At 64.1% G+C, this 16,387-nt stretch carries 14 protein-coding genes; 8 read left to right on the forward strand and 6 right to left on the reverse strand.

Annotation, left to right across the window (positions count from 1 at the left end):
• The first annotated feature begins 180 nt into the window (after positions 1-180).
• Complete coding sequence (locus tag E5CHR_RS30705) at positions 181-990, forward strand: LPXTG cell wall anchor domain-containing protein (protein WP_162584019.1); 810 nt, start codon at positions 181-183, stop codon at positions 988-990.
• 435 nt (positions 991-1,425) lie between these two features.
• On the opposite strand, the gene E5CHR_RS30710 is transcribed toward E5CHR_RS30705, so the two are convergent.
• From E5CHR_RS30710 to E5CHR_RS31915, 3 genes are all read right to left on the reverse strand, one after another.
• Positions 1,426-2,478, reverse strand: a complete 1,053-nt coding sequence (locus E5CHR_RS30710; RefSeq protein WP_162584020.1) for an alpha/beta hydrolase — start codon at positions 2,476-2,478, stop codon at positions 1,426-1,428.
• A gap of 183 nt (positions 2,479-2,661) precedes the next feature.
• Complete coding sequence (locus tag E5CHR_RS32020) at positions 2,662-3,399, reverse strand: DUF7507 domain-containing protein (RefSeq protein ID WP_443083138.1); 738 nt, start codon at positions 3,397-3,399, stop codon at positions 2,662-2,664.
• Positions 3,294-6,185 (reverse strand): DUF7507 domain-containing protein, encoded by a 2,892-nt coding sequence (locus E5CHR_RS31915; protein ID WP_162584022.1) that lies wholly within the window; start codon positions 6,183-6,185, stop codon positions 3,294-3,296. Before E5CHR_RS31915 ends, E5CHR_RS32020 begins: the two co-directional genes overlap by 106 nt.
• Positions 6,186-6,799: 614 nt before the next feature.
• Here E5CHR_RS31915 and E5CHR_RS30735 point away from each other — a divergent pair.
• Both E5CHR_RS30735 and E5CHR_RS30740 read left to right on the forward strand, forming a co-directional pair.
• Positions 6,800-7,723, forward strand: a complete 924-nt coding sequence (locus E5CHR_RS30735; protein WP_162584023.1) for a GGDEF domain-containing protein — start codon at positions 6,800-6,802, stop codon at positions 7,721-7,723.
• Between the two features lie 91 nt (positions 7,724-7,814).
• Positions 7,815-8,147, forward strand: coding sequence for a histone-like nucleoid-structuring protein Lsr2 (locus E5CHR_RS30740; RefSeq protein WP_162584024.1), 333 nt, complete (start codon positions 7,815-7,817; stop codon positions 8,145-8,147).
• A gap of 119 nt (positions 8,148-8,266) precedes the next feature.
• Here E5CHR_RS30740 and E5CHR_RS30745 read toward each other — a convergent pair whose 3' ends face one another.
• Entirely contained in the window at positions 8,267-8,761 is a 495-nt protein-coding gene (locus E5CHR_RS30745) for a hypothetical protein (RefSeq protein ID WP_162584025.1), read from the reverse strand.
• Between the two features lie 750 nt (positions 8,762-9,511).
• On the opposite strand from E5CHR_RS30745, the gene E5CHR_RS30750 reads away from it, so the two are divergent.
• The gene (locus E5CHR_RS30750) at positions 9,512-9,715 is read left to right on the forward strand and encodes a hypothetical protein (RefSeq protein ID WP_162584026.1); all 204 of its coding nucleotides are present in this window, start codon (positions 9,512-9,514) and stop codon (positions 9,713-9,715) included.
• Here E5CHR_RS30750 and E5CHR_RS31920 read toward each other — a convergent pair.
• A complete protein-coding gene (locus E5CHR_RS31920; protein WP_232062344.1) occupies positions 9,712-10,023 on the reverse strand; it encodes a hypothetical protein in 312 nt (103 codons plus the stop codon). The two genes, E5CHR_RS30750 and E5CHR_RS31920, sit on opposite strands and share 4 nt — an antisense overlap.
• Positions 10,020-11,159 carry a non-homologous end-joining DNA ligase LigD gene (gene ligD / locus E5CHR_RS31925; protein ID WP_443083134.1) on the reverse strand — a complete coding sequence of 380 codons (1,140 nt, stop codon included), beginning with the start codon at positions 11,157-11,159 and terminating at the stop codon, positions 10,020-10,022. The genes E5CHR_RS31920 and ligD overlap by 4 nt, the downstream gene beginning before the upstream one ends.
• A 621-nt stretch (positions 11,160-11,780) precedes the next feature.
• On the opposite strand from ligD, the gene E5CHR_RS30760 reads away from it, so the two are divergent.
• The 4 genes from E5CHR_RS30760 to E5CHR_RS30775 all read left to right on the forward strand — a co-directional run bounded on the left by E5CHR_RS30760 (position 11,781) and on the right by E5CHR_RS30775 (position 16,387).
• Entirely contained in the window at positions 11,781-12,773 is a 993-nt protein-coding gene (locus E5CHR_RS30760) for an AbiTii domain-containing protein (RefSeq protein ID WP_162584027.1), read from the forward strand.
• A gap of 436 nt (positions 12,774-13,209) precedes the next feature.
• Positions 13,210-14,718 carry a serine/threonine-protein kinase gene (locus tag E5CHR_RS30765; protein WP_162584028.1) on the forward strand — a complete coding sequence of 503 codons (1,509 nt, stop codon included), beginning with the start codon at positions 13,210-13,212 and terminating at the stop codon, positions 14,716-14,718.
• Between the two features lie 448 nt (positions 14,719-15,166).
• Positions 15,167-15,568 (forward strand): DUF1016 N-terminal domain-containing protein, encoded by a 402-nt coding sequence (locus E5CHR_RS32200; protein WP_443083135.1) that lies wholly within the window; start codon positions 15,167-15,169, stop codon positions 15,566-15,568.
• 18 nt (positions 15,569-15,586) lie between these two features.
• Positions 15,587-16,387 (forward strand): threonine/serine exporter family protein, encoded by an 801-nt coding sequence (locus E5CHR_RS30775; protein ID WP_162584029.1) that lies wholly within the window; start codon positions 15,587-15,589, stop codon positions 16,385-16,387.

The following is a 16,387-nucleotide window of genomic DNA, read 5'->3' on the forward strand; positions in this document are numbered from 1 at the left end:
ACGCGCAACGATTGCGTCGCAAAGTTGGGCCTTTCGCGTGACGGGGCCGCACCTTCGTCGTCTCCACTTCGAAGCCGTCCGGCTTCGTCCCCGTACCCGAAAGTTTCCGCCATGCGCCGTGAACGACTAGTACCGCCACCGAGGTCAAGGTGGGGGGCCAGAGGGATTGTGGTCGGGGTCTTGGTCCTTGCGGCTGGCGGAGTCGTCGGCTGGACGCTGCCGGCCAAGGCCGCACCGGCCCTCACCGCACCGCCCCAGACCGCACCCGGGGAAACCGTCGAGGTACTGGGAACCGACTGCCTGGGCATCGACGCCGCGATTACCGCCACCGTGAGCACGGCGTCGGGGCAGGAAACGATCACGCAGGTGCAACCCGACCCGGAGACCGGCGCCTGGGGTGTCGTGTTTGACGCCGGGTCCACAGACATGACCGTCAACGCATCCTGTTCGACCTACAACGCCACCACCGACTATCCCGCAGCCACCATTGACGTCCGGCAGGACACCACCATCAACGCCACCGACCTGGGCCTGTCGTTCCCCGGTTACACCGGTGCCGTCACCGCCGGCGGCACGCTGCAGATCGAGGCCACCGGCTTCCCTGCGGGCGAGAACGTCACCGTGACCATGTACAGCACACCGATCGTGCTGGCCACCCCGTTGGCCGACGCCCAGGGCCGGGTGGTGACCACCGTCATCATCCCGCCGGACACCGCCGCCGGCATCCACACCATCGAGGTCAAGGGCGAATCGACCGGACTGAAGAACTCTCGACCGATCCTGGTCCAGGCCAGCAGCGCCGGGCCGATGACCACGACCAACCGCACCAGCGCCCTGGCCGAAAGGACCCCGCAGCTGGCCGCAACCGGCACCGCCGCACAGATCCTGATCCCGGGTGCGGGGGGACTACTACTAGCAGGCGGGGCCGCGCTGGCCTTCACCCGTCGACGCTCAACCGGCCTACCTGACCCGGGGAGGGGCCACAAGTAGCGCGAATCCGAAGTTACTGACAGGGGTCTCCATAGAGTCACTGCCCCGGCCCGTCCGTAGCCGGTCCGCTGAACGTCACGCAAACCCCCCAAGGCCTGACATAGGCGCGGACACGGATCCGGCCTCCACGGCCGGTGCCGGTGAGCCGGATCCGGACGGCGGTCGGCGGTGGCCACCACTGTGTGCGGCATGGACAGGGACGCCCATTTTTGCCGCGGAGACAGCGTGAACTGATCGCCTCTGAAGGTCTGCCCACGGTCAGCTCTCTGGCCAGGAAAGGTTCTCGTCGGATTCGCGGCGCGACCGGCTCCCGCACGTGGACGTGTCAGCAGTGCTGGCCAGCTGGACGTTGCAGCCGCTGACCGGCGCGGTGATCTGGCCCGGTGTGCCGCTCGGTGACCTTTGAAGGTGGGGAACAGGCCGGTGAGAGGGGGATCAGGCGAAGCGGCCCTGGAGCCGGCCCGGGCCGCGGCCGCTTGTGGTGTTGAACAGGTCGGTGATGAACGCGATGGATTCGGCAAGGACGCGTTGTCCGTCGTCGCCGTCGAGGTTGAACTGGAACTCGTGCGGCAGTCTCGGTTCGTGGTCCTGCGCGAAGAACACGGTCCGGGTGGGAACGCCGAGCCGTTCAAGGTGTTCGGCGAACGGTTTCGATTGGACCTCGGTTAGTTGGTCCGCGTTCCCGGCAGACATGAAGGTAGGTGGAAAGTTGCCGTTCACGGACTGCGCGGCGCTCATCTGAGTCAGGGCCGCGCTATCGACGAGCGAGCGCGTGCCGGTGTAGGCCCGTAAGACCTGCTGGATGACCCATCCCAACGGGCCCGGTTCGCCGGCGAGCGCGACAGGGTCGTACACGCCGCAGTGCAGGATCATTCCGCGAAGTTGCCGCGCCGCCAGCGCGGGCGCCACGGCGGTGACGGCGGCCGCGTCTGGGTTGGTGATGATGGCCGCGGTCTGGGTGGCCAGCTGGGCACCGGCGGAGTCACCGGCCAGCACGATTCGGTTGCGGTCCACACCGAGCTCCTCGGCGTGCTGGTCCAAGTAGGCCAGGGCGTCTTGGATCTGTTGAACAGCGGTGGGGTAGGAGGCGCGGGGCCCTGGGGTGTAGTCCACCGAGACAGTCGCGATGCCTGTTCGGGCGGTCATGATTTGCAGGTAGGGGTCCACGTTACTGCTGTTGCCGCTGATCCAGCCGCCACCGTGGATCCACACCACCACCGGCAACAGGCCGGCGCTTCCCTGACGGCGGTGCATCGTGAGGAAAGCATCCGGATCGCCCGGCCGGTACGACAACCGGGTCTGCTCAGTGACGCCGGGAATGACATGGGCCTGCATCCGGCGGGCGACGACACTCCCCGCCTGCTCGAACGCGCCCTTGACGATCGCCGACACCCACCTCGGTGACGAACGCACCATCACCGCTGCGAGCACACCGGCCGACACCAGACCCGCAGCCGCCCAGGCCACATCACGTACACCTTTGTTCATTGCCTCATTCTGTCCGACAGAGTGACCCGCGAAGACATGGCCCAGACCTGGGGGTGGGGCTGCTGTGCAAGGTGCATGACATCGCCGTCAGCCAGAGGGTGACCGGCCCGCCGCTGTGGCGTGGATGCGCCGAGGGGCGGCACTCCGGTGTGGAGTGCCGCCCCTCGGGTGTACGGAGCTGGGTCAGCTCTGGGTGGAGCGACGACGCGTCACCAGGACGGTCAGGGCACCGAAGGCGAGCAGGGCCAATGCCAGCGGCACGAGCAGCTCACCGTGCGAGCCGGTGGCGGCCAGCGCCGGCGGCTTCACCGGCGCCGGCGCCGGGGTGGGCGCCGGGGCCGGAGCCGGAGCCGGGGCGGGGACGGTGGTCGGGGTGGTCACCTCCGCCTGGGCGCTCTGGACCTGGGTGGTGCCGTCGGGGGCGGTGCCCCAGGCGGTGGCCACGTTGTGGACGCCGCCGGCGGCGACATCCGCCGCCGTCACGACGTACACCTCATCGGCGATGCACGCGGTGACCTCGAGCGGGGCCAGGACGGTAACGGCGCAGGTGACCGCTCCGGCCTTCGGGTCGTCCACGGTGACGTCGGTGAGGGTGACGTTGCCGGTGTTGGCGACAGCGAAGGTGTAGGCGATCTTCTCGCCGACATCAGCGGTGCCGTTACCGTTGAGATCGTCGAACACCGCGAGCTTCTCGATCTCCAGAGCCGGAGCCGGAGCCGGCACCGGGACCTCGACGGTGGACTCGGGCGAGGTGACCGGCTCTCCGCCGGTGCCGTCCAGACGCTGCGGGGTGGTGCCGGCAGCGGTCGCCGTGTTCAGCACGACGCCGGCATCGACGTCGGCCTGGGTGACGACGTACAGGGCGTCAGCGGTGCACAGAGCCTGCTCGCCCGGGGCCAGCGGCTCGGTCGGGCAGGTGATCGCATCAGCCTTGGGATCCAGAACGGCGATCTCGGTGAGGGTGACGTTGCCGGAGTTGGTGACGACGAAGCTGTAGGCGATGCTCTCGCCTGCATCGGCGACGCCGTTGCCGTTCGTGTCGTCCAGTTCGGCTTCCTTGACCACGTCCAGGGCCGGGGCCAAGGTCGCGGGGACCTCGTCGACGGCCGGGGCGGAGGTGACGGTCGCCGGGGGGTTCTCCGGATCGTTGACCGGCGGCAGCGCGGAAGCGGTCGCGTTGTTGACGACCCATCCGGCGTCGACGTCGGCTTGGGTGACGACGTACAGCTCGTCCGCCGCGCACAGTGCCTGTGCGCCCGGGCCAGCGGCTCGGTCGGGCAGGTGACCGCGCCGGCCTTGGGGTCGTCGACGGCGATCTCGGTGAGAGTGACGTTGCCGGTGTTGGTGACCAGGAACGAGTACTCGATGCTCTCGCCGACATCGGCGGTGCCGTTGTCGTTGTCGTCGATCAGCTCACCGTTCTTCTCCACGGACACGGCCGGGGCGAAGGTGGCGGGGATGGAGATCTCGGACGGCTCGCTGACGGTCGGGGCCGGCGGGTTCTCCGGGTCCAGGACCGGCTGCAGACCGGACGCGGTGGCGGAGTTGAAGACCTCGCCGGCGTCGATGTCGGCCTGGGTGGCGATGTACGGCTCATCGGCCTCGCAGGTCACGGACAGGCCGGGTCCGACCGGCTGGTCTACGCAGGTGACCGTGCCGGCCTTCGGGTCGTCGATGGCGAGGTCGGTAAGGGTGACGTTGCCGGTGTTGGTGACGACGAAGCCGTAGGCAACGCGTTCACCGAGGTCGGCGGTGCCGTTTTCGTTGAGGTCCTCGAGCAGGGAGAGCTTGAGCAGCGACAGCGACGGGGCCGCCTCCGGGGCCGGGGTCTCGGAGATCGACGGATCCGACTGGACCGGGGCCGGCGGGTTCGCCGGATCCAGGACCGGCTGCAGGCCCGAAGCGGTGGCGGTGTTGGTGACGACGCCGCCGTCGACATCGGCCTGGGTCACGACGTACAGGGCGTCAGCCGAGCACAGCGTGTTCTGGCCGGGGGCGAGCTGGGTGACCGGGCAGGTCACAGCGCCGGCCTTCGGATCGTCGACGCTCACGTTGCTGAGGGTGACGTTGCCGGTGTTGGTGACGACGAAGTTGAACTGGATGCTCTCGCCGACCTCGGCCGTGCCGTTGTCGTTGGTGTCAGTCAGCACGGCGGACTTGGCCACCGAGATCGACGGCGCAGCAGCCGGAACCGGGAGCTCGTCTTCCGCCGGGGCGGAATCGACCGGCGGGATCGCCGGGTAGCCGGGCGGCGGCACCGGAGTACCGGTCGCGGTGGCCTCGTTGAACACCACCCCGGCGTCGACGTCGGCCTGGGTCACGACGTAGGAGGCAGCCACACAGGTGATGGTGGCGCCGGCGGCCAGCGCACCGGTCGGGCAGGTCACGGCCCCGACCTTGGAGTCGTCGATCGTGACCGGGTTGATCGCGATGTTGCCGGTGTTGGTGACATCGAAGCTGTACTGCACGCTCTCACCAACATCAGCGACACCGTTGGTGTTCGCATCGTCCAGGACGGAGTTCTTGACCAGCGACAGCGACGGATCGATGGCATCGAAGGTCACGGTGGCCGGCGGCGGGGCGTCGACACCGATGCCGGTGATGTTGTCCGGACCGTTGACGTAAGTGCCCGCTCCGGCGGTGACGTTCACCGAGGCGGTGCAGTTTTCCTGATCCAGTGCCAGGTTGCCGGTCACGGAGACGGTGGTGGCAGTGGCGTTGACGAGACCGGACGGGCAGGTGGTCGACAGCGACGCCGGAGCGGCGACAGTCATCCCTGCAGGCAAGGTGTCGGTAAACGACCAACCGGCCTTCTCACCGAGTTCGGAGGTGTTGGTGATGGTGAAGGTCAGCGTGAGCGGCAGACCCTCGGTCTGCGACGGGGCCGAGTACGACTTGTACAGCTGCGGGGTCGCGTCCAGGATGCGGATGTTGTCGAACGCGGCATCGTTACCGCCGCCGCTGCCCTGGAAGTTGACCATCCGAATGCCCAGCTCGCTGCCGGAAAACAGGTACGCGCTGTTGGCGGTGTAGGTGCCAGCAAGAATGCCCGCATCCGGTCCGGATCCACCCACGGCCGGCGCGGTATAAGGCTCCCCGCCTGCGTTCACATCACAGGGATCGATCGGGTCCCCGTCGACAAAGGTCGGGATCACCTGATCGCCGTCGAGCAGGTAGAAACCGAACAGCGGATGGGCTGCAAAACAGTTCTGCGCCGCCGCGTCCACCGAGAACGTGACGAACCGGTTGCTGGCCAGCAGTGGAATCGGGTCGACCGTCTCGAACTGCACCAGTCCGGCACCGGGGCTGCTGCCCTCGGTGTAGGCCGTCACCGCATGGTTGGTCGCCGGATCTGCCGCCTCGTCATGCTGACCCAACGCATGGGCCAGCTGCCGGACCCGATCGAAGGACCCGTTCACCGGCGGGCAGCTGGTCAAACCGATCGCGCTGTCAGGGGCATTGAACTCCAGGATGCTGCCGTTGCATGCCGTCAGCCACGGCGCAGCCGCCGTGTAAGTGGTCCCGTCGGCACCGGTGTACGCGGTCAAGGACACCGGGTCCGCGGCCACACCGTTCTCGAAGTCCTCGGTGTACACGGTGACCGGAGCGTTCGGCACATCGGGATCTCCCGGCGCCGCGACAGCAACACCCGCGCTGCTGGTGGACAAGACCACGACGCTGCCGAGCAGACCGATGCTGCTCAGCACAGCCAGCCAACGGGACTTACCCCGCAGACGATGCGCGCCGCTTCCCCCCTTCCACCGTGTCGATGGAACGTTTCTCATGGGGTGACGATCAGACACCAGACTCCTTCACAACGAGCAATGGGCAGGACCGCTGCACAGGCCCCTGCGGCAGCTCAGTCCACGCAGGAACCTACAAGATCGTTTTCACACCGACTTCACTCAACATCACGGCCGCGCCGCATCGACCGGTTTGCTCGGCGCTGCCGCCCGCAGCACTGCCACTACAGGTGGGCAACTGCTGTCCGACGGGTACTCCCAGTAGTCAAAGTGCCAAGTGTCTGGGCGCGTCCGAGGGTTACCAACGAGTAGAACCCTGCTACTTTCAAAGGGATGATCTTGGTCTCAAGGCTGCCGTTCTCGCGATACGCACCCGATTCGGCGGTGCCGGGCGGGGCGTTGACTTCATCGCCCGAGCGCGTGAGTCACCGAATGCAGGGCTCAATCGCGTGACCTGGGATCGGGATGGGCGTCCTGTGTGGGTGAGAAGACTGCGCGCATCGTCTGCGCCTGCTTCCCCGTCGCGGACATCTCCGCCCCGGCTGGAGCTTCGCCTGACCCGCCGGTACCTGGCTGCTTTGGCTGTCCTGCACACCCTCGGCCTCATCTACGGAATCAGCGTTGATGCTCCCGTCCGGGAGCTGGTCGGGGATGCGGTGGCGGGTGGGTTCATCCTGGCCGGCATGGGGTTGTCGGTGATGTGTCGGGGATCGGTACGTCGGTGGGCGGTGTTCTTCGCCATGGGCGCGGCTGCACTCGCCTCGCTCGGGTTCGGGACCACACTGGTCGCTCATCTGTGGGCGCTCATCGAACTCATGGCCGTCGCCATGATCGTCCGCGCTTTCAGCCCCGGCCCGGTCGGCCGCCTGACCGCGGCGGCCCTGGGTGTGCTCACTGCGGCATTGCTGACCACGGCCGTGACGGACGTGCCGGAGTTGTGGCAGGTCACGTTCCCGATCTGTGTCGTCGCTTCCAGCGAAATCTTCGGAGCCCTACTGTCCGCGGTCACCAGAGCAGCACTGCTGGATCCGTTGACCGGGGTCTACAACCGCACCGGAGCGGTCATGTCCGCCGCCACCCTACTGAAACGATTCCAGCGGTCCGGCAAACTCACCGGGGTGATCATCCTGGACATCGACAACTTCAAAGCCATCAACGACACCCACGGACACCGCGCCGGCGACAAGGTCCTCACCCAGCTCACCGAACAGTGGACCAAGCTCCTACCAGCCGAATCACTCCTGGCCCGCCTGGGCGGAGATGAGTTCCTCATCCTCACCGGCGCCACGGACCTGACTCAAGTCCGGCAGCTCGCCCGCCACCTCACCCAACGCGCCCGGTACCAGGTCAGTTACGGCGTCTCTCTTGGCGAGGGCTCCCCCTCGTCACTGCCCGACCTTCAAGACATCGCCGATCAGGACCTTTATCACAATAAAAAGAACCCGCCTACCGCGAACCGGCCGGATCTGCAGAACATTCCCCGCAACTTTCCGCCGGAATAGACAGACCGACTGTCCGTACGGTCACTCGTTACTGTGTGAGCTGGGCAGGGGAGAACCAATGTGACCCTGCGAACTGATGCATAATGCACTCATGGCTACCCACACCAGCGTTCAGCTGATCGACGACATCGACGGCTCCTCCGAAGCGGCAGAGACTATCGAGTTCGCATTGGACGGCGCCCACTTCGAAATCGACCTGACCCAAGCCAATGCCGACAAACTCCGCAAAGCCCTCACCAAGTACATCGACGCCGGCCGGCGGGTCAAGAACACCGACCGCCCCACCCGCCGGGCTGTCCGTGGGCAGGGACGCAGCCGCGAAGAAGTGGCCCAGATCCGGGCGTGGGCCGTTGATGCCGGCTACCAGATCGCCGACCGCGGCCGTCTGTCCCAAAGCGTCCTCGAGGCCTACGACGCTCGTTGACCATCCCCACAGCCGCTCTGACTCGTGACACGACCATGCTCGGTCAGCGCCTCGGCCAAGAAGTCTACCGCCTTCGGGAACCCCTGACCCTCGTTGTCTGACGATCCCCAAGCTGTGCCTCAGCATGGATGGAACATGGCCCGTGCAGCCCAGTTCCGTCGCTCCCGCAGGGCATCGAAGGTGACTTCGACGCCCTGGGTGGTGATTTCCCAGTAGCGGCGCAGGGGCGCTGTCACGATCAGGATCTGCTGGGCGGCTGTGGCGTCGAGGAAGAACTGATCGTCGGCTCTGAGTCGATCAAGCGGCAGAACCCAGCCGCGGTTGACGAAGAACCAGGCGACGAGATTGTCGGTGGCCCATTCATGCCGGTCGGCCGGTAGCGGCTGCTCGCTGGAGCCGATGAACAGACTGTCGTCCTGGACGATCGCGCAGAGCGTGGGCACCCGCCTCGCTTTGGACCACCGGCGGTCGTTGCGAATATGACGGAACCCGCCCTTCCTTGGTAGGTGTACTCGCGCCGTCAGCTGCCAGATGTCGATCAGGATGGTGGGGAACGGTGTGTTGAGAACACCGGCAGGCAGAAACGGCGAGTTCCAAGTGGTCACAGAGGTCACGCTGTCAGCTCGGCACACCGAGCTCAGCCCAGCCGGCGACAGTCCTCATGCCAGGGCACTGCGGCTTCGGAGACTAGGTGTAGGCACAAAGTTCCGGTCCATTGCTCAACTCTGCAGCGTGGCCCGTTGATCTCTCGAGGTCTCTTCGATGCCCTCCCACAGCCACTCGGCCAAGACAGGACCCTCGGGGGTGCGATGACTCCACCACCGGGGATCTCTGGCCGGCGCGCCAGCGGCCAGGGCCGCTGCCGCCACCTGCAGGGGCAGCGGCTGGCCGCGGTTGTCTTGCAACCATCGCTGCGCCGCCGGGGCAACACCGGACCACCACAAAGAAAAGCCCACCCTGCCAGGGTGGCCAATCAGCCCCCACGCCGTCAAACAGGTCACGACCCATCCACGATCTGAACGCACTTGGTGGATGGCACCTCCGCGCCGCAGCTGGGCCAGACGCAAGCCATACCGCGACGCCGGCGCGGGTCTGAGCTGACCGGCTTGCATCTGATTCCTGCCTCGAGCTGCGACCCGTCTCACCCCGTCGCCTGATCAACTCGGCGTTGCCGAGGTCGAGGAAGATTTGATGCCGCCCGCTGACCGGCACCGAACGTTGAGGCATCACGACTGATATTGGCACGTGGCGTTCGCTGCTACGCCGCGCAGGACTGGTCCCCAAACCGGGGCAATCTGGACGATTCAGGCGATACTGACTATCGCCATTCGCCAATTGCGGGCGGTCAGGCATGGATCCCGTTCGTGCCGGCAATCGTCGGATTGACCCTTGGTACCATTCCCGCCATGAATACCAAAGAAATGAGTTGGGCGGTCTGTTTCGGGCTCCTCGCCGGTGTCGTGCTGTGGTTGACCACCGACCGGGTGTGGTTCCTGGGCGTCGGAGCCGTCATCGGGATCTTGGTGGGCCTGGCACTGAACGCACGACGCGACCGCGGCCGGGCCTAGCGCAGCTGCGGTAGGTCAGTGGCGCGCAGATCGGCCCGAACCCTGATGTACCGCAACGGGTGTCGCCACACCCCTGCCTGCAAGCCCGTGTCCGCGGCCACTTCGACCACGACGGTGGGTTCGACTTTGGTCAGGGGTTGTGTGCTGCGGTTCTTGGACCAGCGGGTGGAGCTGATCTGATCGGGCCAGGGATGAACAGCGCCGGCAGGTTGCAGCACCTCGCCCAGGCTCCGGGACTGCACCGCGGTCAACGGCACGGTGCGGCCCACCATGATCAGCTGCCCGTCCCGGTGCAGGCCGGCGATCACGACGTCCGGTTGGTGGATCGGGCCGAGGACGCCGCCGACGATGACTTCTTCGGTGTGGCGGGACTTGGTCTGATCCAGTCCCGAACACCGGGCCGGTAGGGGCTGGTCTGGCCTTTGCTGACGATGCCTTCGATCCCGGCCGGCCGATACAGCTCCATCCAACGCACGGCTTCGTCGCGGTCGGTGGTGGTGGGAGACAGCTGCAGCGGTGGGGCCCAGTCGGTCAAATGCTCGAGCTGGTGGCGTCGCTCGGTGAACGGCCTGGCCCGCAGATCCAGGCCGTCGGTCGCGAGGAGGTCGAACACCATGAACGAGGCCGGGTAGGCGCGCACCAGGTCGTCGATCTTGGCGGGGCTGGTGGCCATGCGGCGTTGCAGCAGGTCGAAGTCCAGGCGGGCACCGTTGTAGATGACCAGCTCCCCATCCAGGACCGTCCCTGCCGGTAGTTGGGCGGCGGGGGCGGTGATCTCCGGGAACTTGTCGGTCAGGTCGGTGCCCTGCCGGGACCAGATCCGGGAGCCGCGGTGATCGATGACGATCGCGGCGCGGTAGCCGTCCCATTTCAGCTCATACACGCACCCACCAGGCAGAGCCCGGGCCGGTGGGATGTCGTCCCGGGCTTTAGCTAACGCCACCGTCACCGGGCCGCCCAGACCTTCGACCAGCCGCTGCCCATCATTCGTCGCCGGCAGCTCCGCGGATTGAACCGACGTCGCCGCGACTGTGATGTCAGGAGCCGGGGGCGGTTCGGGTGGTGCAGGAGCTGGGGGAGTGTTCAGGGTGACCGCGGGGTTGCGGCCCGCGGCGACACGGTCCAGCACCTGGCGGAAGGTGAGGTGCTGCAGGTCCGGGTCGTCGAGCTCGTCCCAGGCGCGAGGAGCGGCGACAGTGGGGTGTTCTCGGCCGCGGAGCGAGTAGGGGGCGATGGTGGTCTTGCCGCCGTTGTTCTGCGACCAGTCCAGGAACACCTTCCCCGCCCGCACGGCGCGGGTCATCGTCGCGGTCACCAGGTGCGGCATGTCCTTTACCAAGGTGTCGGCGATTGTGCGGGCCCACTCCGCCGCGGCCGCGGACGGGATCGGTGGATCCATCGGCACATACAGGTGCAGCCCTTTCGACCCAGACGTCACCGGCACACCTCCGCAAAGGCAGCAAAACCGATCAGGACATGACCGAGCGAACCCAGTACCGGTTCTCCAACGCAGACACCGTCCAACTCGACCTCGGCCAAGCCGCCCGGGTTCTTGAGCTCATCCGGGCCGCCTACGCCGCTCAACTTGATGTACCCGAACGACCTTGAGTGACGGCAGACTCGCGGACCGGCCTGGGCGACCGTCGCGATCGTGAACGTGTCTCGGATCAGAGTGACCGGAACTTGAAAACTACGTCGTGCACAAGACCAGCGTTGAACGACACGTAACTCGTGCCGGCGGCCTGTCACGCCACACTGATTTCGGTACTGAGTTCTGCAACACCCAGCACGCTCGACCACAGAGCGGTTCAGCGACCTGGCGGAAGTGTGGCGATAACGGTCGTATTGGCTACGTCTCGACTGGCCGCAGCCTTAACCTCTCAGCACTGAGGGAAGCCGCTGCCAGTGCAGGCCCCGCAGCCACGGCGCCCCGAGCCCCCCGCCGCGGTGGGCCACCGGGATCGGGAATGAGGAGACTGAGTTGGCGATGTCGTCGATGGTCGGGTACCGGGGAAGCAACCACTCCACACCAGTACATTCACCCCATGCATGATGTGATGTAGGCATGGGAAAACAGGAAGACGCACTCGCCCTCGCAGGCGCACTCCTTTCAGAGATCGAACTGCAGCAGCTAGAGCCGGTGGCTGTCGTACTGAAGGCAAGTCGTCTAGCACGCCTAGTCGGGCATGACGATCTTTCAACCTTTACTCGATTCGAACGCGGAGGCTATCCTCCCAATACGAGCTGGGCTCGCTTCGCAAAATTGGCTGGACGAGAAGGAACCGAGGCAGGAAAATACTATACAGTGCCGCTGTCGCGGGTCGAGTCACTGGCGACAGGAGCCGATTCTGCCATCCAGGCACTGGCTGGCGGGCGCCAATTCGGAGGAGATTACAGCGCGATCGCTTCCCGCGAGCACGACAACAAAATTAATGGCCATTCCTCAAACTTGGCAACCTTCCGTGCCATTTCGACGCAAGTTGTTGCCGTGATCTACGACATGGTGGCAGATATTTACCACGAGTTGCTATTTAGCAATCTGCAAGCGTCCCTGTTCTCAGAAACCCAGAACCTAGTGGATGGCACACTAGCTGAGTCAAGCGGTTCTTCACTCGCGAAGATTGAGAGCGTTTCCGCTCGACTACGCGACGGCGACGAAGAGTCGATCAGTCAAGCGTTGACGACTTGCCGCCGATTGATCGATTCCGCTGCCGACTTTCTCTTCACCGCCCGCGAGGAAGCATACAATATTGGAGACGGAGCCACGTTGGCGGTAGGCAAGCCACAGGTCCTCAATCGCCTTCAAGCATTCACGCACAGTGCTAATGCCAGCAAATCCCGCAGGGACCGTTTGCGCGTAACGCTACGTGAACTCTACAGCCGATGCTCGGCCGGCACCCATGATTCCGTGAATGCTCAGGAAGCTCGGTTCGTCTTTCTTCAAACTTACATCGTGCTCGGTGAGGTCCTCACCCTAAAATCGGCTAATAGTATCCCAGATGCCGTCGAACTTCGGGAGAATGGCACTGACGATCAAAGCGCCGATACGGTCGAATAATGGCACCCGGCGACGATCCGCACCTGCTGTCGAGAGCGGCTACGAGATCGCCGATCGGGGTCGCATCTCCAAGAACACCCCTCGAGATTTGTAGGCTCGCTGATCGATATTGGTACGTCGTTCGTGCCGGGGCTCCCGTGTGGGAGTTGTTCGGCTTGTCCGTGGTGGGCGGCTCGGGTCTGCCGACTCAACAGGTCTCGCGCCTGGTGTTGGTCGAGCGATGGGTGGCCACGAGGATGCCGACCGCCGTTTCGATAGATTTGCGACGTTCCAGCGCCGTCCACAGTGCTACCGCGGTGCCACCTTGATGGTCAGATGACTGTGCAGTCCGCGGTCCAGATACTCACTGAAGATCGTCAGTAGGTCCTCGTCTCTCCAGCCACTGCAGTAGACTGCTAGCGCTGGTGCTTGCATTAGTCCGAACAAGGGGTACGACATGAATGACAGCTCGAAGAAAATTCGCCTGGCCCGGACCTGGACGATGGGTAAACTCATCAATAGGGGCGGCTTCGCGAGCGTCTACGAAGCCAGCCTCGAAGATGGGAGCATCCGGGCTGTCGTGAAGCTGGTTGAAAAGGTTCCTGGTGCGGATCGTGAGATTTTGATTGGCTCGGAGGCTCAGAGCACCAGATCGTGGCCGAACGTCGTGCCAGTGATTGATTCAGGAGAGCACGAGGGCAAGCTAGCGATCGTCATGCCCAGAGCAAATATGTCTCTTCGCGATCTCCTAATCGATCGGTCAGGCATACTCGCTACTGACGAGGCACTACGAATTCTTCTTGATATCGCTACTGCTTTGGTGGGAATCGAGGAGAGCGTAGTCCACCGGGACCTCAAGCCTGAGAATATTCTCCTCCTGAACGGGTACTGGTGTATTGCCGATTTCGGAATTTCGCGTTATGCAAGCTCTTCCACCTCGCCAGCAACGCGGAAAAGATCTCTGACTAAGGAGTACGCGGCACCTGAGCAGTGGCAGATGATTCATGCAACCAGCAAGACAGACGTTTACGCCTTCGGTGTCATTGCCTACGAGCTACTGGCTGGATCAAGACCGTTCCATGGACCAGACGAAGAAAGCTACCGGGACCAGCACTGCAACCACCACCCTCCAGTGCTCGCGCAGGCGTCGGTCCGTTTGCGTGATCTAGTCGAGGAATGTCTGGACAAGAACGCAGCTACTCGGCCGACGCCGGCGAGTCTGGTCTCTCGGCTCCAGAGGGCCCAGGAGGCACCCCCAAGCCCGGCGTTGTCGGCTCTGGCCGACTGGAACAGTACTGCACTTCGTGAGCGTCGTGCAGAAATCACGGCCGCACAACAGGCAGAACTGATGAAACGGGACCGCGCAGAGGCATTCAAGACTGCTGAACGACGATTTTCCGCCATTCCTCAAGAATTACTGAACACCTTAGAGACATGGGGCCCAGCAGTTGCCGTGGAGAAAGGTGCGGGTCATGGAACCCAGGCATTCACGGCCAGTGCATATTCTATTCCAAATAAGAACATGGTGAAGCTAGGCGTAAGCAATCCTGTTACGGCCGACCCCTGGTCGGGCCCCTTTGACGTCGTTGCAGAAGCGGTTGTTTCTCTAACTCTTCCCGCGACTCACGGGAAGCAGGGTTGGCGAGGGAGAAATCATTCGCTTTGGTTTTGCGATCCCGTCGAGAAGGGCAGTTACGGTTGGTACGAGGTCGGCTTCACTGCACTCTTCGCCGCGCAGAGTGAATTCGAACCATTTTCCCTGCCCCCTACTGAGAGTGCGATAGCATTTCAAAACGCGATCGGAACCACCCAACTTGGCTGGGGACCAGGGGAGCTCGATCGCTCGGACTTGTCGGAGTTCGTGGAACGTTGGATCGGCTGGTTTGCGTCGGGATTACAGGAGGCCCTCTACCGACCTCACGTAATGCCCGAGTCGGGCAAGGTCAGATCGTTTCGGAGAACCTGACGGAGTTATCGGAAATCTCGAACACCCCGCGGCTGGGATAAAGCCCCCTACACATTCGAGGCTCGGCTTGTTCCCGGGTCAGGTAAGCGATTGAACGTCGACGGGTGGAGGCCAGCATAGTTTGTCGAGATCTGTTTCGAGTTAATAGTTCTCGCCGACAATTCATCTTATGTCAGGTTAAGCAATGCGGATGGCATCTGATGCCGAACTTGCACTCCTCCACTCACGCCGCGGCTGATGGCGATCCGGTATTTCGATGCCGGCAGCCGCCCTGAACGGCTATCGACCCGCCGGCTACACGGAGCTGCGAACAGCTCTGCACTAATTAACACCTTGGCGCGAACTCGCCGACTGCCTGACGTATCGAGCTGCTGGCCCAGGTCAAGGCCGATGTCCATGCCACCAGGTACCGGACCCTCCGGGCGGCGAACACCCAACTGATCGGCCTGTGCTGGCGGATCGGCAAACTCATCCTGGACCGGCAACACGAACAGGGCTGGGTGCCCGGGTCATCGACCGGCTCGCCGCGGACCTGCGACGCGAGATGGGTGAGCAGCGCGGATGGAGCCGCTCGAACCCGTTCTCCATGCGGGCGCTGGCCACGCTGTGGCCGGACCCGGCAATCGTCCAACAGGTCGTTGGACGATTGCCGTGGGGCCCGATCATCGTGCTGCTCAACTCACCGACACGCAGGAACGGGACTGGTACGACCGCCGTTCCGCCGACGGAGGCTAGTCCCGCAGAGTCCTCGAAAACCACATCGCCACCGACTGCGCAGACCTCTGCAGGCTCGCCACCTGAGCTGGTGATCCAGTGGGCGATCTGCCCCGCTCTGGTCCGAGGCAGATAATACCTCTAGGATCTCGCTATGGGGATCACACAGATGCTAGCGGATTCGGCTAGTAATAACTGGATCGATTGGGCTGCAGCAGCGGGAACCATCGGGGCTGGCGTTGCAGCGGCCTTCGCCTCCTACGTGTTGTCTTCTGGGTCAAGGAGAGAACTACAAGATGCTGCGAGAGAAGTCACTAACGATGCCGAGAAGAATTACGAGGCGGTTCGTCAGCAAACTGAGTCGAATCCTGAAGGAGAGGTGGAGACACTTCGTCGCCAGATCGCAGAAAACCGACTTGGGCGAGCGAGGCTCGAACAAGATCGAATTTCGAAGCAGAATCGTGAGATTGATCGCGCTCGGCGCCTCTGGACTTGGATGATCATAGTGACCAGCGTCATTTTCCTCTTAGGCGCGATAGTTGTGCTAGCTGGGGCGGTCGCGGTAGGAATTTTCACTGCAGTCGCGTCGGTCCTGTCCGGATTTGTAGGAGGAGCCGCTTACCATCGCCTTAACAAGCTTGAAGATGCTGAGAGGGAGCGGCAGTCGTTAGAAGATCAACGCTTGGAGAGGGACAAGGGCAGAGACGACGCGCTCCGCTTAGCCCAAGCATTGCCCGAGCAGAGCCGGAATCAACTCACCATGGCTATCGCAATGAGCATGGCGTTTGACGCCGATCTAAGCCAACTCCTGCCCCTGTTGTCCTCCCAGCAGCACCATCAGTCACTCGATCAGCGGCTGCAGCCCCCGCAGCAACCTACTACTGAACGTCAAGTTCAGGCACCAGTTCTCCATCCAAACCCGGACTTCCCAGGACAGCCGGATAGTGAATCTTAG

Source organism: Variovorax sp. PBS-H4 (assembly GCF_901827205.1).
GTDB lineage: Bacteria > Pseudomonadota > Gammaproteobacteria > Burkholderiales > Burkholderiaceae_C > Variovorax.